Origin of the sequence: Limosilactobacillus agrestimuris (genome assembly GCF_943193105.1) — a bacterium.
Taxonomy (GTDB): Bacteria; Bacillota; Bacilli; order Lactobacillales; family Lactobacillaceae; genus Limosilactobacillus; species Limosilactobacillus agrestimuris.
Window position 1 is genome coordinate 175,543 of sequence record NZ_CALPCW010000002.1, and the last position, 16,821, is coordinate 192,363.

16 protein-coding genes, 2 pseudogenes and 1 other annotated feature are annotated in these 16,821 nt (G+C 41.1%); of the genes and pseudogenes, 7 read left to right on the forward strand and 11 right to left on the reverse strand.

Translation table 11 applies throughout. The features are described 5' to 3' along the window. Positions 1 to 6: 6 nt before the first annotated feature. From asnA to NFR46_RS02570, 9 genes and pseudogenes are all read right to left on the reverse strand, one after another. The gene (asnA, locus tag NFR46_RS02530; RefSeq protein WP_251574401.1) at positions 7 to 1,017 is read right to left on the reverse strand and encodes an aspartate--ammonia ligase; all 1,011 of its coding nucleotides are present in this window, start codon (positions 1,015 to 1,017) and stop codon (positions 7 to 9) included. A gap of 64 nt (positions 1,018 to 1,081) precedes the next feature. Then, positions 1,082 to 1,337, reverse strand: a binding site (T-box leader). A 27-nt stretch (positions 1,338 to 1,364) separates the two neighbouring features. Next, positions 1,365 to 1,889, reverse strand: a complete 525-nt coding sequence (locus tag NFR46_RS02535; protein ID WP_251574403.1) for a DUF1440 domain-containing protein — start codon at positions 1,887 to 1,889, stop codon at positions 1,365 to 1,367. Positions 1,890 to 1,895: 6 nt separating this feature from the next. Further along, entirely contained in the window at positions 1,896 to 3,332 is a 1,437-nt protein-coding gene (locus NFR46_RS02540) for a PTS transporter subunit IIC (protein ID WP_251574405.1), read from the reverse strand. 142 nt (positions 3,333 to 3,474) lie between these two features. Further along, positions 3,475 to 4,656 (reverse strand): acetyl-CoA C-acetyltransferase, encoded by a 1,182-nt coding sequence (locus tag NFR46_RS02545; RefSeq protein WP_251574406.1) that lies wholly within the window; start codon positions 4,654 to 4,656, stop codon positions 3,475 to 3,477. Positions 4,657 to 4,753: 97 nt separating this feature from the next. Continuing rightward, positions 4,754 to 5,368: pseudogene (locus tag NFR46_RS02550) on the reverse strand (sugar O-acetyltransferase). A 192-nt stretch (positions 5,369 to 5,560) separates the two neighbouring features. Then, positions 5,561 to 6,757, reverse strand: a complete 1,197-nt coding sequence (locus NFR46_RS02555; RefSeq protein WP_251574408.1) for an MFS transporter — start codon at positions 6,755 to 6,757, stop codon at positions 5,561 to 5,563. 9 nt (positions 6,758 to 6,766) lie between these two features. Further along, positions 6,767 to 8,044: a glycoside hydrolase family 2 TIM barrel-domain containing protein gene (locus NFR46_RS02560; protein WP_338146921.1), complete on the reverse strand. Its 1,278-nt coding sequence runs from the start codon at positions 8,042 to 8,044 to the stop codon at positions 6,767 to 6,769. Positions 8,045 to 8,080: 36 nt separating this feature from the next. Next, positions 8,081 to 8,431, reverse strand: a complete 351-nt coding sequence (locus tag NFR46_RS02565) for a sugar-binding domain-containing protein (RefSeq protein ID WP_251574411.1) — start codon at positions 8,429 to 8,431, stop codon at positions 8,081 to 8,083. Positions 8,432 to 8,987: 556 nt separating this feature from the next. Next, the gene (locus tag NFR46_RS02570) at positions 8,988 to 9,668 is read right to left on the reverse strand and encodes an NAD(P)H-binding protein (protein ID WP_251574413.1); all 681 of its coding nucleotides are present in this window, start codon (positions 9,666 to 9,668) and stop codon (positions 8,988 to 8,990) included. Between the two features lie 162 nt (positions 9,669 to 9,830). Between NFR46_RS02570 and NFR46_RS02575 the strand changes: the two genes are divergently transcribed. Next, entirely contained in the window at positions 9,831 to 11,153 is a 1,323-nt protein-coding gene (locus tag NFR46_RS02575) for a C1 family peptidase (RefSeq protein WP_251574415.1), read from the forward strand. A gap of 84 nt (positions 11,154 to 11,237) precedes the next feature. Here NFR46_RS02575 and NFR46_RS02580 read toward each other — a convergent pair whose 3' ends face one another. Continuing rightward, complete coding sequence (locus NFR46_RS02580; protein WP_251574416.1) at positions 11,238 to 11,846, reverse strand: TetR/AcrR family transcriptional regulator; 609 nt, start codon at positions 11,844 to 11,846, stop codon at positions 11,238 to 11,240. A 53-nt stretch (positions 11,847 to 11,899) separates the two neighbouring features. Here NFR46_RS02580 and NFR46_RS02585 point away from each other — a divergent pair, with 53 nt between their 5' ends. The 6 genes from NFR46_RS02585 to NFR46_RS02610 all read left to right on the forward strand — a co-directional run bounded on the left by NFR46_RS02585 (position 11,900) and on the right by NFR46_RS02610 (position 15,649). Then, positions 11,900 to 12,376, forward strand: a complete 477-nt coding sequence (locus NFR46_RS02585; protein ID WP_251574418.1) for an MBL fold metallo-hydrolase — start codon at positions 11,900 to 11,902, stop codon at positions 12,374 to 12,376. A 132-nt stretch (positions 12,377 to 12,508) separates the two neighbouring features. Next, on the forward strand, positions 12,509 to 12,700 hold the full coding sequence (locus NFR46_RS02590; RefSeq protein WP_251574420.1) for a hypothetical protein: 192 nt from the start codon (positions 12,509 to 12,511) through the stop codon (positions 12,698 to 12,700). Positions 12,701 to 12,776: 76 nt separating this feature from the next. Continuing rightward, a complete protein-coding gene (locus tag NFR46_RS02595; RefSeq protein WP_251574422.1) occupies positions 12,777 to 13,958 on the forward strand; it encodes an MFS transporter in 1,182 nt (393 codons plus the stop codon). Positions 13,959 to 14,147: 189 nt separating this feature from the next. Next, positions 14,148 to 14,342 (forward strand): helix-turn-helix transcriptional regulator, encoded by a 195-nt coding sequence (locus NFR46_RS02600; RefSeq protein ID WP_251574423.1) that lies wholly within the window; start codon positions 14,148 to 14,150, stop codon positions 14,340 to 14,342. Continuing rightward, entirely contained in the window at positions 14,339 to 14,863 is a 525-nt protein-coding gene (locus NFR46_RS02605; protein WP_251574425.1) for a DUF3278 domain-containing protein, read from the forward strand. Before NFR46_RS02600 ends, NFR46_RS02605 begins: the two co-directional genes overlap by 4 nt. 87 nt (positions 14,864 to 14,950) lie before the next feature. After that, positions 14,951 to 15,649 (forward strand): dihydrofolate reductase family protein, encoded by a 699-nt coding sequence (locus tag NFR46_RS02610; RefSeq protein WP_251574427.1) that lies wholly within the window; start codon positions 14,951 to 14,953, stop codon positions 15,647 to 15,649. A gap of 85 nt (positions 15,650 to 15,734) precedes the next feature. Here NFR46_RS02610 and NFR46_RS02615 read toward each other — a convergent pair. Then, positions 15,735 to 16,612, reverse strand: a pseudogene (locus NFR46_RS02615) (LCP family protein); the annotation flags it as partial. Positions 16,613 to 16,821: the final 209 nt, after the last annotated feature.

The following is a 16,821-nucleotide window of genomic DNA, read 5'->3' on the forward strand; positions in this document are numbered from 1 at the left end:
TTATTTTTATAGAATTTGAATGTGTGCTGCTTGACACTTTTTCAACATCTCATCTGGCCAGATACTTGCTTGGACTTCACCAACATGGGCCTTGCCAAGAAGGAGCATGCATAGCCGAGATTGACCAATTCCTCCACCAATTGTATATGGTAATTCGCCATTGAGCAACATCTTATGGAATAGTAATTTTTCCCGATCAGTTGCACCGGCTTGTTCGAGTTGGTACTTCATTGATCCTGGGCTAACCCGGATCCCCATGCTAGAGATTTCAAGCTTCTTTTGAAGGGGTTCATACCAGAAAATAATATCACCGTTAAGGCTCCAGTCATCGTAGTCAGGTGCCCGACCATCGTGAGGCTTACCGGACCGCTTTAGTTTGTCACCAATCTTCATTACAAAGACTGCACCCATTTCCTTAGCAATCTTATCTTCACGTTCCATTGGCGTAAGGTCTGGCCAACGATCTTCAAGCTCTTGGGTTGTAACGAAGTGAATATCGTCTGGTAAGTGGTAAACCGCTTGAGGATACTTGTACCAAACTTCATCTTCCATGTGCTTGATTACCTTAAAGATTTGGCGAACGGTATCCTTAAGGGTTTCTTCAGTCCGTTCTTCTTTACTAATCACTTTTTCCCAATCCCATTGATCAACGTAGATTGAGTGGAAGTTATCTAAATCTTCATCTTTCCGAATGGCGTTCATGTTGGTGTAAAGGCCTTCGTGAAGACCAAATCCGTACTTCTTTAATGCCATCCGCTTCCACTTTGCAAGGGAATGGACAATTTCGATTGTTTCGCCAGGCATATCCTTCATTTCAAATGAAACAGGCTTTTCAATCCCGTTCAGGTTATCGTTCAACCCGGTACTCTTTTCAACAAACATTGGTGCAGACATCCGTTGCAAGTTTAGTTGCTTACCAAATTCATCTTGGAAAGTTTCCCGAATGTAACGAATGGCAGCTTCGGTTTCGCGAATAGACAATTTTGGATCGTAGTCCTTTGGAATAATTAAGTTCATAATTAGCAACTCCTTAATATGTTTAGAATCGGAGATAAATAAAAAAGCCCTTCATCCCCAACATCTAAGGGACGAAAGGCTTTTGTTCCGCGGTACCACCCAAATTGTCTAAAATAATATTAGACCATCTTATCGAGTACAAGAATACTCTCCCGGCAAGATAACGTACCGGTGACGACTAAGCCTACTTTAAACGAGGTTATTTGGGTTAGTAGCATGGAAAAAGGGTTTTTCAATAATCCAGGTGCTATCGGTCTCCCACTATCACCGACTCACTGTTAGACTGAAAATTATTTACTCGTCTTTCTCATCGCTTTTGAAATCTTAATTGTATTCTAACTGAATTTTTAGAAATTGCAACTACTTTTTAGAATTTTTTGATTTTTTAATTGAGATAAAACTTCATCAGCAATTTCATGGTTAGTCCACATCCAAATTGCGTGACCAAAACTTTCAGAAAGGTGTTCTTCGAAAGGCTGATCTTTAGCATCGGGGACAGTCTTCATTGCGGGCATAATTACTAAGTGAAAGGCAATCCAAACAGCGATTCCAAATGGAATGCCATCACCAAGGGTTAATAGTTTAACTTTCTTTTCTAGCAGAGCAGCATAGGCAGTCGCAAATGAAATCGAGAAGCCAAAGTGAACTAGGTACGATACCCAAGGAAGTTGCTGACCAGAGTATGTATAGGTAGCTTGAGTAAGTTTAGCGGGAACCCCGAGTTGTTGAAGCAGGGTTTGGGGTGGATTAACCTTATCCCGTTCTGGGGTTCTTGGGGGGAGAATATTTTCCCAGCCAAGTTTAACCAGCCCGGAGATTACTCCAGCAGCAGTTCCAGCGATTAAAGCGGTTTTTAAATTTAATTTTGACATTTAAAATTACTCCTTTGATGGATTAATAGTGTTTTTATCTGCCATGCGGTTAAGGTAGCGCCAAATTTGGGAACGGTAACGACGAAGGCAGAATAACAACAGTAGGTAAACTAAAATACATAAACCGATCCAGAGCGGATTTTGTGAAATAAAGGCGGCAAAAACTAGTGCATTGAGGGGACGCGCCATTAAGTTAAAGCTTGTTACGAGAATAATTCCAGCAGGGATTGCGGCCCCGTAATGTGAAATAGCACCAGTATAGATCGGAGCTAACCAACTAGAACAGTACAGCCCGATACTGAACCAGACGATTCCGTTAGCAATTACTTTAAGAATATTTCCGTTGGTGATCGCAACAATTGATTCCACCATAAAGGGGAGAGCGATTAAATCGACTACCGGTAAGGTCCGGTTGCCCGGAAGAATAAAAGCAATTACTACCATAATCGGAATTAAGATAATCCCTGAAATAATTGTTGCGGATTCACCGTAACCAACACCGTCATCAACAGCAAGGAACCAACGCTTACGATCGTTAACGGGATCATCCGTTTGCGATTGTTGGCTGCCTGCTTTTCGTTGTTGATCAATGCTTTTAGCGAGCGGTTTAAATGCTTTGGCAAAGACATCAGTAACCAACGGAAAAATAGTCATTACGGCAGCTAATTGCACGGCAAATTGGAATATCTGTCCCCAAGCATGGTAACTAGTGAGTCGATTAAGGTTGCCGAGAATGCCAATTAGCAGGCCAAGGATTGCCCCAAGAGTAGTTGGCTGACCAAAGACACCAAACTTACGTTGAAATGTTTTAGGGGTTAAGTGTACTTTATTGAAACCAAGCATGTTCCACAGCGGATCTAATAAAATCGCTGGAACAGTCTGGACGATATTTTGGACAGCACAGACTGTTGTATTTTCGATTTGATAGTATGATGACCAGCGATCTGCTTGGATTTCAGCTAACTCAAGAGTATAGAGAAGCATGAAAAATGATAATCCTATTGCCAGCCAAAAATTGTGGGTAGCATAATATGCAAGAGTTCCCCAAATCATAAAGCCAAAATTATTCCACAAATTGGAGGGCATAAACACCTTGGTAATGCCAACCGCGAAGAGAATAAATTCCGCAATAAGGCCGAAGACAAAAAAGGCTAAGCCAACAGAAGAGTTAAAACTCGCCAAGGACCCTGCTTGCCAGCCAATATCAACTACTGGAAGTTTGATACCGACATTATTAACCATTTGGTGGATGATTTTAGTGACAACTGGAGTAAACTCACCAATAATCCAGGAAAATCCGGTTAATCCGACCCCAGCGTATAGGGCAGACATAATTGCTGTTTTTGGCTTGACCTTGAGGAAAAGGGCGATGATCAAGATCATGATTGGCACAACAACAGTGGCACCAAAAGCACTGAAAAAGTGACTTACAGATGAAAGCAAAACTTCATCCTCTTTCTATTTGTTATGAAAATAATAGTAGAAGTGAGTACTAGGTAAGCCTAATAATTATAAACTAAGTTTACCTAGTGACTATTTGTTTTATTGTACAACGAATGGCGGAAAGAGTTGTATTAGACGCATATTAATTAGGTAGCGTCAATAAAGCAGCGATCCCCATGCCACCACCAACACAGAGTGAAGCAACACCGGTTTGTTTATTTAGATCCTGCATTTCGTGGACAAGGGTAACAACGATCCGGGCTCCAGAACAGCCAACAGGGTGACCAAGAGCAATGGCACCGCCACGAGGGTTAACCTTATGATCATCAAGTTTTAATAGTTGCTCACAGGCAATTGACTGTCCGGCAAAGGCTTCGTTTAGTTCAAACAGCTCAACAGCATCTTTATCAAGACCAGTTTGGTTGAATAACTTATTAATGGCGTAGTATGGGCCAAGTCCCATTACTGCAGGATCAAGACCGACAGTGGTGGAAGTTTGCCATTCCGCAAGTGGCGTAAGGTGGTACTTCTTAACTGTTGATTCACTAGCAAGGATGATTGCCGCAGCACCATCATTTAATCCAGAAGCATTACCGGCTGTAACTGAACCATCTTTTTTGAAAGCTGGTTTCAATCCTTGAAGGGCAGCTAAGGAAGTATTGGCGCGAGGGGCTTCGTCAGTATCAATAGCAGTATCTTGATGATGGACAGTGATGTTAACAGGAGTAATCTCATCGTCAAAAGCGTGTTTTTGCTGTGCTTTGACAGCTTTTTGATGACTACGAAAAGCAAATTCGTCCTGTTGGTAACGAGCAATATGGTAGCGTTCATTAACGTTTTCAGCGGTAATCCCCATTGCATAACCACCCCAAGCATCTTGAAGAGCATCATTTTGCATGGTATCTACTAACTCACCATTTCCGAATTTATAACCATGGCGGGCGTTTAAAAGGACATATGGTGCGCGCGACATGCTTTCCATTCCTCCAGCAACAATTACTTGGGCTTGTCCAGATTGAATTAATGAGGTGCCAAGAATAATGCTGGAGAGTCCAGAGCCGCAGACATCATTGATTGTAATTGCTGGAATTGATTGATCTAATCCAGCAGCTATGGAAGCTTGACGAGCGGGATTTTGACCGGCACCAGCTTGGAGAACATTACCCATTAATACTTGATCAACTTGATTAGCGGGAATACCAGACTTGTGCACGGTATCTTTAATTACGGATGCTCCTAAGTCAATTGCAGACTTTGATGAAAGAGCACCACCAAATTTACCGATTGGTGTCCGTTGGGCTGCAACAATATAAACTTTTTCCATCAATTATTTCTCCCCACAAAATAAAATTACTGTACTAGTTTAACGAGAAAAAAAGGCCCTCGCAAGCATTTGGCCCAGACTTTGTGAATCATTAATCTTATTTTAAAAGTTGGGGATTGATCTGGCGATCACGGTAATAAAATTTACGATCATGTTCAGAAATTTGCCGAGAAACCTTAGCCGGCACGCCCATCGCAACAACCTTAGCCGGAATATCACGGGTGACGACAGCGCCAGCACCGATAACCGAATTGTCGCCAATGGTAACACCGGGAAGCACGATTACCCCAGCGCCAAGCCAGCAGTTATTGCCAATTTTAATGGGGAGGTTATATTGGTAACCCTTTTTTCGCAGTTCAGGAAGAATTGGGTGAGTGGCAGACGACATAGTGACATTCGGGCCAATCATTGTGTTATCACCAATGGTTACATAAGTATCATCGGCAATTGTAAGATTGAAATTAGCGTAGACATGGTTACAAAGTTTAATGTGGTGACCACCCTAATTTGCATGGAAAGGTGGTTCAATATAGCAATCCTTCCCAACTTCTGCAGACATCTTTTTAAGTAACGCCTGTCGTTTCTGCCCCTCAGTAGGTAAGGTTTGATTGTATTCATACATTGGTAGCATTGCTTGGGTTTGATCAGCAAGAATTGTGGGATCTTCTGGTGAATAAATATCTCCAGAATGAATTAGTTTGCGGTTATCCATCTTAATCAACTCCAATTAATATGTTTACTATTCAAACTAGTCTTCTTCCTGTCGCTTTTCAAGAATTGCTTGACACTTATGAAATTCGGTTTCTGTATAGTTGTATTTAGCAAGAACGAGAAGACGTAGCAGTGAAGCAATAGCTGGGATAATTGAAACGATGACAAAAATGCCTGTTAGAGTAGTCTGTGATTAAACTGCATTGGCTTTGTATCCGATGAACGAAAGGACAAGTCCGGTTGTAGCACCAGCAACGGCTGCTACTTTGCTAGCAAATGTCTGACCACCAAAGACGATCGCTTCACACCGCTTACCGGTTTTCACTTCACTGTATTCAACCGTTTCGGCCAACATTGCGGAAATAATTGGACTAGTAGCTGAGTAAAGAGTTTGGGTAATTGCCAGGAAGATAAAGACGAGGATAACGTTTTTGTAACCAGACATGAAGAAGAAGATCCGGACGATGACGTCGGTGATTAACAGCACCCGTAAAATATATAGCTTTTTAAAGTGTTTAGTTAAGAGAGGAATAAAGAAGAATCCAAGGGCACTGAAAGTTCCGATTAACCCGTAGATACTCATGAATTTGGCGTTAAACATGTTGTAGGTGAAGAAGTAGATAATAATGTTGTTAACCATTTCCATCGCAATCTTGAGGAAGAAGAGGATCAGGATCATTAGCATGTATTTATTTGCCTTTACGGTTTCCCAAATATCACGAGCTGCAAGTTTTTCAGCCTTCTTGGCAACAACCCGTTCCTTTGTAAACTTGTATCCTAACTCCATGAGGACAAAGCCAAACAGCATCAGGATACTAACGGAGATTAAGTAACTAGTTTGGGGTGAACCATGTTGATTAAAGTAGGCAAGCATTAGTGGCAAAACTAAACTGACCATTCCAATTCCACCGAAAGCACCCAGGTTAGCGGTGGTAATTAAGTTAGTTCGTGCTTGACCGCTCTTTGAAATTACGGTTGAAAGAGACCAGAAGGGAATATCCGAGAAGGCGTAGCAGGTTCCCCAGAGAATGTAGGTTACCGCAGCGTAGACAATTTTTCCTGCTAGACTAATGTCTGGATTAACGAAACAGAGAATCGTAGAAGTGATCACGAAAATTGGGGCAAAGTGCATGTATTTACGAAACTTCCCCTTAGTTGACTTATGGGCATCAATCCAACCGGAAACGATTGGGTCAAAAATTGCGTCCCAAAGTCGGGCGATCAGGAAGATCGCACTGGCAATAACGGATGAGATACCGACAATATCGGTGTAGTAGATCAAAATAAAGCTACCGATGATTCCAAAACTAAAACATTGACCAAAGCCGTACGAGAAGTAGGCGAGATATTCTGATATCGAAACATGTTGTGAATTAACTTGATTTTCCATTGTAATCTCCTAATTAAAATCAAAACCATTTTGGTGCGTAGCGGTCATTATTTTCCTAATGACTTCCGGATCGAACTTATATTGATGATCGTGGTCCAAGAGACCGTTAACTTCTTGCTCCACGTCAGATAGTTGGGTGTAGCAGAAGCCAACACAGTCAGGAATGCTCATCACTGCATTGGTGAGTTGCCTGATCTTATCAATAACAGCCTTTTTGGATTCCATTCGTTTGCCGTAGCCCCACGATTCTTGCTGGGCATTTTCTTCATAGGCAATTCCACCGTATTCACTAATCATAAATGGCATGTCTTGGTGCTCATAGTGATCGCAGAATACTCGTCTACCACTGGTGAGGGATGGACTACCGGTGAATATCCTGGACTGGTCTTGGTAACTAGCCAGCAAGGATTGGAGGTCACCATTATAGTCGTGGATTGTGCAAAGGTCTGTCTTGACCTGTTCCCAACCATCATTAGCGATGACGAGGCGAGAGCTATCAAATCCTTTAGTGAGGTAATATAAGCTGTCAGCGAATGCCTGTTCTTCGCGGTTATGGGCAATTTCGTTAACGCCCCATGATTCATTCATAAGGACATATGCAATTACACTTGGGTGGTTAAAGTGCTTAGCGATGAAAGCGGGAAGTTCATTCAGCATGTGTTTCATCATGGTTGGTGAAAAGCTAAAGGAGCTCGGGAATTCTGCCCAAGCAAGAACTCCTAGTTGATCACAAAGGTAGAGCATTCGGTGACTTTCAACGTGCTGGTGGATCCGGTTACCGTTAAAGCCCATTGCCTTAAGTCTGGTAAGATCAGATTTGTAATCTTCTACCGAACCGGTTAAACCAGCGTTAGGATAGTAGCCCTGGTTTAAGATTAGTTTCTGATAAAGACCCTGATCGTTAAGGTAAACAGAATAATTTCGTGTTTCGATTTGTCGCATTCCAAAATACGAATAGACGGTGTCAGTAACTGAATGATCTTCAATAACCTTAAAAGTAACGTCATAAAGGTTCGGTTCATCTGGGGACCAGTAATGTAGGCGGAAATTAGGATCGTCGTTACTAATATCGACCGCAAAGTGTGCCCGTCCATTAATCGTTGTACAAGTAGCAGTAGTGATTGGGTGTTCCTGAAAACTAATCGCTGCCTGAAGAGTAGCGGTTGCGGGGGCATTTAACTTAGCATCAATTTCCAACTGGGCTTGGTGAATGTGAGGAAGCATCCTAACTTGCTCTAAATATAGGTTTCCTGTTTCCTCTAGCCAGACATTTTGCCAGATACCAATTGTCCGGGTGTACCAACAAAGAAAATTATGATCCTTCTATGCTTGCTTTCCGATTGGTTGATCGGTGGCGTTAAAATTTTCAACCCGGACTTCAAGTGTATTTGAAGTAGCTACCCATTTGCTAATATCGAGCGTGAAAGGAGTGTGACCACCAATGTGACTTCCGATAAGGTGACCATTTAACCAAATTTGGCATTGATAATCGACTGCTTCAAAGTGGAGGAGGTAGTGATGAGCCTTATTAATCGCCATGTCAAAGTGTTTCTGGTACCAAACAACTGGATGGTAATCATCCTCGTCAACGTTAGCTTTCTTGAAAGTGTAACTGTATGGGACAGTTATTTTGTCAGGAAACTTCTTTGGATGATTTTTTGTAATCGTTTTCATTTTTAGCCATAAAAAAAGCTCAATCGCCATTTAGATCTAACCATTTGGTCCTGATCATTTGAGGATTTGGATACTCTATTTTATTTAACACAACTATCACTCCATTTTTATTAAATAATTTATATCAGCTGATAATTAAACTGTACTAATTAAATCTTATCCTGCAAAAAATAAAGACAAATTGGCATTTAATATATAGACCAATATGAAGATGGGATGAGAATATCGTTTTAAAATTGTTGACTATGTTGACTATATGGTAGAAACAGATTAAGTAGTAATTATCAATTGATAATTTGAGGAGGAAAAATTATTTAAAATAAAATTTCACAGATGAATTGTTAATCATTTGATGGGATTAAAATTAAAGAGGGGGCTGTGATATAAGCCCTATTATATAGATAAAGCACGAACAGCGCAGTACACAAATGAGCTTCAGAGCTCGGAAAATCCGAACTCTGGAGCTCTATTTGTGCTTGCGGGGGCGTGAAGACGAAGTCATAAATGACTTCTGTCACGCTCCCCTCTTTTTAGGAGTTAATAGTTTTAGTAATTTTTAGTCCGCCAAGCCAGCATTATTGTAGGCAACTGGATCGCCGACGTTGCTTAGTGCGTCGTCAATTGGCGTCTTACCGGAACGCATCATAATGATGTGACCGATGGTGTCCTTGTACTTGAGGGTATCAGCAAGAACCTTCGCAACGTCAGGAATTGGGTTGGTCGTATCCTTACCGTCACCAAACGTAACCATTCCTGTTCCCGGTTCTTCAGTAAGGGATGCCGGTTGAACAATGGTGTAGGCTAACTTTGTGTTATGAATAAGGTAGTTGTCCGCAAAGAACTTCGCAATGTTGTAGTCGGTGATATCGGCGAGGGCCTTGTACTTTGACCACATTTGCGGCTGAAGAGCGTACATTGAGCTCAACATAATGTAACGTTCGATGCCATCACGTTCGGCAGCCATCATTGTCTTAACGGCACCAAACGCATCTGTTTGGAGGAGATCCTTGCCTCGTGAACCAGCAACGAAGTAAACCACATCGCAACCATCCATGATCTTAGCGATTTCTTCCATTTCAGCATTAAGATCAAGCTTGACTGCTGAAACACCATCAAGTTTGATAATTTTTTCTGGGTTACGTGAGCCCGCAACCACTTCATTACCATTTTCAACGAGGTCCTTAATTAGGTCTGTTGCAACCCGGCCAGAGCCACCGACAACAAATACTTTACTCATTATAATTCCTCCTTTTCTATCACTTAGTACAATTTTAACCGTTAAATTAATTTCAAGAAAGCGATAACACTTCTTGGGGCAATTAATAGACGACCAACGAAGAAGTGAGTTATGATTAAAGAGTAATAGTCACCGTAGAGATTAATAGAAGAAGGGATTATTGTGACAGAAGAAAAACATTTAACCACAGAAATGGTTAAAAAGTATCAAAAGATCTTTCATGACCGGAAAGATGCAGAAGTAATTGCACGAGCGGTTCAAAAGAACGGGATCAAGAATGCAAGTGAAGATCCAACAGCTAGTCAACGCCTCCACCGGGCATTTTCCTATGAAATTAAAACCGGGAAGCCAAGTAACCAACGGCACAGTGGTCGGTGCTGGTCATTTGCGACCCTAAACACGATGCGGCATAAGTTTGCGAAGAAGTATAATTTTAAGGACTTCGAACTTTCCCAAAACTACTTATTCTTTTGGGACCGGATCGAACGGGCAAACATGTACTTCCAAAAGATCATTGAAACTGCTAAGAAGCCACTCCATGACCGGACAGTTGACTTTTATTTGAGCTTTGCTTTGAATGATGGTGGTCAATGGGCAAATGCTGCTTCGATCATTGAAAAGTACGGGGTTGTACCGGAATATGTAATGCCAGACACGCATAATACGCGGGATACTAGTGATGTTGCGGAAGTAATGAACTACCTGATGCGTAAGGATACATTGGAATTACGGCACATGGTTAATGATGGTGCTGACGAAAAAGAATTAGCCGAAGCCCAACAACGGATGATGGCTGATGTTTACAAGGTTGCGGCTTACTCATTTGGTGAGCCACCAACAAAGTTTGACCTTGAATTTCGCGACGACGATAAGAAGTTCCACCAGATTCTCGGACTAACACCATTGAAGTTCTACCGGGAATACTTTGACACAAACCTGAATGATTATGTTGTCATTACGAACGCGCCAGATCATGAATACAACAAGGTTTATGCAATGCCGACTCAAGATAGTGTTGCTGGTGGAATTCCAATTAAGTTCGTTAACGTTCCATTCAAGTACCTCCAAGAAACCGCAATGAAGCAGTTGAAGGCCGGGGAAACTGTTTGGGTTGGTAACGATGTTCTTCAACAAATGGACCGGAAGCGTGGCTTAATGGACGCCAAGTTGTTCCAACGTGCCCAATTGTTAGACGTTGATTTTGTCATGGACAAGAAGGACCGACTTGAATCCAAGCAAGCCATGGTTTCTCACGCAATGACGCTAACTGGTTTTGATCTTCAAAATGGTGAACCTACCCGGTGGAAGATCGAAAACAGTTGGGGTAAGGACAACGGTGATAATGGGTACTTTGTTATGACTCAAGACTGGTTCGAACAATACACCTATGAAGCAGTGATCAATAAGAAGTACTTAAGTGACGACTTAAAGAAGCTTGCTGATAGTGAACCAGTAACGTTGACGGCATGGGATTCATTGCAATAAAAAATGAAAACCAGAAGGAAAGTATTAAATTGAAAAAACAGCTGAGCAAATTTTAGTTTTGCTCGGCTGTTTTTAGTTAAAAGACTAGTTGAATTTGAGCAATTCTAGTGGTGCAATCATCCGACTCTTAGTGAGAAGCGCTGAAAATTGGGGAATAGGTTCAGGGCTTTTCTTTTGAATCCAGATAGTCATTAGGTCCATGAGACTCCCGACGAAAATTGCTTGAGCATAATCAGATGGGATTCCTGTATTAATTTTGGCGCCATAGTCAGATAAACGATGGCTAATTTCGTCTGTGATTAATTTGTAGATTTTGCTTTTAAATTGGTAGTCGCCATTTTTAGATAAAAGAACGGCAAGACTTTGACGGTGCTGGTTAATCACGCTAAGGATTCGCTGAAAAGTTGCTTCCGTATTCTTAAATAATTGGGGATCCTTAAAGCTAGTTACGGGTTTGAGTTGTTGATGATCTTCTGCCAATGACGAATGGATTTCTTGAATAATCTGTTGTTCTATTTTTGCTAATAAATCATATTTATCAGTGTAGTGAACATAGAAGCTTCGGCGACTAATTTTAGCGATTTTAATTAAATCAATGACTGTAACTTTTTCAAATGGTTTATGAAGAAGCATTTTGATTAAAGCCATTTGAATTCGTCTTGTAGTCTTTACTACTCGAAAATCTTGTTTCATTAGTACCTCCCTGATTAATCGATCTTATTACACACAATGAGTAAAAATGATAATTGAATACTATTATATCAGTGGATAGGGCACTCCCTTTTCATCATTCAACGGATCGCCCATTAGCGTGGACGGGATTTCTTCGGCCTCAAAGCGACTTAATCAGTGTCCCTGTATCTGCTTATTTAATAGAGCATCCCAAGGGACTAATTCTTATTGATACGGGGTGGAATAAAATAAACCAAACAAAGTTGGGGCAGATTAGAAATCTTTCATTTCAATATCCAGTTAATAAGGCCAATCTTCGAGCTGGTGAAACGATTGATTGTCAATTAGCTAAGTTAGGATACCAGACTTCAGATATTGATTATGTCTTGATGAGTCACCTTCATTGCGACCATGCTGATGGGTTACGATTAGTAAAAGATGCTAAACAAATATTAGTAAGTGAGGAGGAATGGCACGCCGGCAGGACTGATCATTTTCATTACCTTCCGCATGAATGGAAGGGAGTGAAAATGGGAACACTCGCTTACTAGCAAACTGGTGAAGGTCCCCACCAACGATCATTTGATCTCTTCGGTGACGGTTCGATCAGAGAGGTATGGGTACCAGGACATAGTGCAGGTTTATCGGCAACCATTATTCAAAGTTATAATACCAATCAATACATGCTATTAGCTGCAGGTGTTGGTTATGCTGCTAAGTCGTGGAAGGAAGGCCTAACGCCAGGAGTAGTAATTAATCGCCAGGAAGCAGCTAACTCACTTAACTGGGTTAAACAAAAATCTCAAGAAAGTAATAATATTGCAACACTTGCCAACCACGACCCAGAAGTGAAACCAGGAATTATTACTCTATAATGAACATACTTTGGCTTCAAATCTTTATGATTAGTCTATAATGAATACTAAATCATCAGAAAGAGGCCGAAACTGAATGGCGAAAAAAGAATCAATCTTTACTAAAGATGTTGTCCTTGTAATGGCAGCGTCGTTCTTCTTTATTTTTAGTAATATGTACTGTAATCCATTGATTAATGGGTATGCCCAAGAGTTAGGGGCTTCAAGTGCGTTCGCGGGAATTATTGTGGGGATGATGAGCATTGTCGCAATGTTTCTCCGTCCAATTGCCGGAAATATGACGGATCACTATTCGAAGTACAGGTTAGCTTCCATTGGTGGTCTACTATGTTTTGTGGGGGTCATGGGTTACGTGATCACGCCCAATAGTGGCCTTCTGCTTGTTTTTCGGTTAATTAACGGTCTCGGTTATGTACTGTGTACCGTTTGTATGACAACCTGGCTTTCTTACTTAGTCCCGTTGAACCACGTTGGTGAAGCGATGAGTTTTTACGGTCTAATGAATGCGTTAGCGATGGCGTTTGCCCCGGCTGTCTCCATTAACTTGTACCGGATAATCGGTTACCGGGCAGCGATCATTATTTCCGCATTAGCAGCGTTAATGGTTGTGGTGACGGTTCAATTTGTGGGTAATCGTGCACAACCAAAAGTTCAACCGCAAAGTGAAAAGAAAAAGAAATTTCACTTGAAAATTATCCAGCGTGATTCATTGCCGGTTGCTGCATTAACTGCATTATTCGCCATCCCGTATTTTGCCACGCAGGCGGATATTGTTGCTTATACGGAACAGCGGCATTTACCAATTGCTGTGGGTTCATATTTCCTGATTTATGCGATTGTCCTCTTAGCTATTCGGCTATTTTTACGGAACCAGTTTGATACTGTTCGCTTTGGTCCATGGTTAATCACGAGTACAGTTGCGACCATCTTTTACCTGATTATGCTTGCTATTATGAGGACGAATATTGAAATGGCGCTCGCTGCTGCGGGGATGGCATTTGGTTATGGCCTGATTTACTCGGTTTGTCAGTCGACCGCAATGATGTTGGCGCCCGAAAGTGAACGAGGATTAGCTAGTTCAACTTTCTTCTTGGGACTTGATATTGGGATGACTTTAGGACCAATTCTTGGTGGAATCATTGATAGTACGATGCCCGTAAAGTGGTTCTATCCCGTAATGTTAATAATCATCCCGTTAATTATCATAATTTATCTCTTCAATCGGCAAAAATTAAATAGTGCGGTTGGTAATCATTAAAATTTCTGCGATTAGACTTTATAAATTCGGTAACTATTAATAGATTAAGGATAAGAAAAAGTTTCATTTTTTCTTACCTTTATTATTTTACTCAAATATGTCATATATAATTGACATCTATATTGTACTCTAGTAATATAATTATCAAATGATGTCATCTATATATGACAAAAGGAGGCGGCACTATTATTGAACAGGGTTCGTCAATACCGTAAGCAACAACAGTTATCGCAATTTGAATTAGCACAGGAGATTGGTGTTGCACGACAAACAATTAGTTTGATTGAGAGTGATAAATATAACCCGTCATTAGATCTTTGTCGACGGTTAGCAATTGCATTGAAGACCGATTTAAATTCACTTTTTTGGGAGGAAACAAAATGACTAAAAAAACATTCCGCAATCGTCTACTGGAATTATCATATGGGATTACTGGCCCAATTGATGAATACCAAGAACGAGAGCTTGACCGGCTCGGTAATTCCGGTTATTTATTACTGACCTTATTTGCACCATTTCTTCTATTTGCGTCAGTTATAATTGCGATAGTTGCTAGTTATAAGGTTGCATTTTGGTTTGCGATCGTTAGTTTGTTTGCACTATTTATCATCGTTAGTTGGTCCTTTTACATTATTGCAATTCGTCAACGGGTGTTAGTAAATGAAGTTCGTCCAAGTGATCTGAAGGCAAAGCAAAAGATCGCTATTAGGCGGGGGATAATTACGGGGATCATTTTCGCTGTGATTGAATTTATTGCTCAGGTAATTATTTACCAAAGCTATGATATTAAGTGGGGAGTAATGCCTGGAGTTATTGTAATCCTCGGTTCTGTTCTCTTAGGTATCTTTGCCGGACTCTTAACCGGAATTATTACATGGAAAAATATTAAAAAGACTAATGGTTAACTTAGTGATGTTGCTGGAGGGTGAGAATTCTCCGGCTTTTTTTATTACGACGAAAAGGGGTAGACTGATGGTAAAGGAGTGATTGAAGTGGAACGGGCAAAAGTAATTATTCATATGTACACGTCAATTGACGGCAAAATTGATGGTGAGTGGGATGGTCGTCCGGGAGATAAAATTTCGGGTGATTACTATGATGACCAATTATTTAAGCTAGGGAGTGCGAACGCGAACGGCAGTAATACCATTGTGATGTATGCAGCCAAGGGCCACCCAGATTTGAGTAAATACGATGGACAGCAAATCGAGTATCAAGATTGGGTGCCAGATGGGATTCAGTCAGAAACCTGGGATGTTAGTTATGACCGACGTGGACGAGCTGGCTGGGAAAGGAATTATTTCCCGTATGCCGGAAGAAAGAATCGGGCGATTGAAGTTGTTACAAAACAGGCACCAAAGAGTTACCTTGCTTTTCTCCAATCAATGGAAATCCCGTACTTAGTGTGTGGTGAGCAAGAAATTGATTTTGCAGAATCACTCGTTAAACTACGAAAGTACTTTGGCATCAAAACAATGGTCCTCGGTGGTGGGGCGCTGATTAATGGTGCCTTCCTTAAAGCGGAACTGGTAGACCAAATTTCACTAGTTGTGGCTCCATATATTTCTGGCGATCGAGAAAAGAAGGGGATATTTGATACACTTGGGTCCTTCGTTGATCAACGATTCCATATTACTCAAATGAAAAAATTAGGTGACGGGGGAATGCACCTGATGTTCGATCGGGATTAAAGAGTATCCAAAATAAAAACAGCAAGAGGCTGGAAAATCATTTTTCCAGCCTTTTGCTATTTGTCTTTTGCTTCTATTCAAAAACATTATACCGAGCATTATTTGGAAGTCTAAATGCAAGCTTATTATAACCATTCCAGTGTGTTTGTTGGTGGTACATTGCGGTTTCATTATTATCAACCGTGGTGGAATCAAGGTCAAGGGATGAGCGAATAACTTTAGAAGTTTTGTTCATTTCCTTTGGGGTTGCAATTTGGAAACTGGTTCCTTCGATGATTGCATCCTTTCCTTGGAGATGGATCCGTTCAGTATTATCCATTGCCTTGTGGTAGTTAAGGTACAAAGGAACAATATTATTAATTGGCATGTCAGTCCGGACCCCATCCTTAGTCGCAAGGATGATTTTGTTGGCAGCGGAAATTGAGCCGTGTTGCTTAAACGAGTCAATTGCTGAACTAAGGATTTGTTGACCCCGCTTTTGCCGACCGTAATCATTATTTGGATCATCATAGCGCATCCGGGAATACTTTAATGCTTCATTTCCGTTAAGGTGTTGCTTTCCCTTCTTGAAGTGGTGACCTTCATAAGTAAAGGCAAATGGGTTATCAACGTCAACCCCACCAACAGCATTAACAACCTTCTTTAAGGTTCCCATATTTAACAAAGCATAGTAGTCGACCGGGACGTCGAGTAATTCTGATACTTGCTTTTTAGCTAACTTTGCCCACCAATCGCATAAGCGGCATTAATCTTAGCGTATTTGGTACCTTGCTTAGCATTAATCTTAACCAAGATATCCCGTGGAATGGCGACCATTAAAATCTTTTTCCGTTGGGGGTTAACGGTGATTAACTCCATCGTATCAGTATTCCCGGCATAGGAAGTTCCCCGGCCAAGCGAACCAACGTTGGTCCCCATTACTAGGATACTGAATGGTTGTTTATCTTTTAGTTTTTGAGGAAGGGCCTTTTTATTACCGACAACAACTTGATCCGTTGATGTTTTTCAGATTCGAAACTCGTGAAAAGCTGTCACGATAATTCCTAAGCAAACAACAACCGCGAGCCACCGAAGTAAATGGCTTTTGGTCTTCGGTGCCCCATGCTTCGGCTCATACTCTTTCATGATTAGTATTGATCCTCTCTATTAATTTTTAGAATATCTAGTTTAAA

Excerpts from the sequence above, each read along its gene's own strand:
- NFR46_RS02545 (WP_251574406.1), bottom strand. The coding sequence starts at position 4,656 with ATGGAAAAAGTTTATATTGTTGCAGCCCAACGGACACCAATCGGTAAA.
- NFR46_RS02570 (WP_251574413.1), bottom strand. The coding sequence starts at position 9,668 with ATGAGTAAAGTATTTGTTGTCGGTGGCTCTGGCCGGGTTGCAACAGAC.
- NFR46_RS02565 (WP_251574411.1), bottom strand. The coding sequence starts at position 8,431 with ATGAAAACGATTACAAAAAATCATCCAAAGAAGTTTCCTGACAAAATA.
- NFR46_RS02535 (WP_251574403.1), bottom strand. The coding sequence starts at position 1,889 with ATGTCAAAATTAAATTTAAAAACCGCTTTAATCGCTGGAACTGCTGCT.
- asnA (WP_251574401.1), bottom strand. The coding sequence starts at position 1,017 with ATGAACTTAATTATTCCAAAGGACTACGATCCAAAATTGTCTATTCGC.
- NFR46_RS02595 (WP_251574422.1), top strand. The coding sequence starts at position 12,777 with ATGGCGAAAAAAGAATCAATCTTTACTAAAGATGTTGTCCTTGTAATG.
- NFR46_RS02580 (WP_251574416.1), bottom strand. The coding sequence starts at position 11,846 with ATGAAACAAGATTTTCGAGTAGTAAAGACTACAAGACGAATTCAAATG.
- NFR46_RS02555 (WP_251574408.1), bottom strand. The coding sequence starts at position 6,757 with ATGGAAAATCAAGTTAATTCACAACATGTTTCGATATCAGAATATCTC.
- NFR46_RS02605 (WP_251574425.1), top strand. The coding sequence starts at position 14,339 with ATGACTAAAAAAACATTCCGCAATCGTCTACTGGAATTATCATATGGG.
- NFR46_RS02590 (WP_251574420.1), top strand. The coding sequence starts at position 12,509 with ATGCTATTAGCTGCAGGTGTTGGTTATGCTGCTAAGTCGTGGAAGGAA.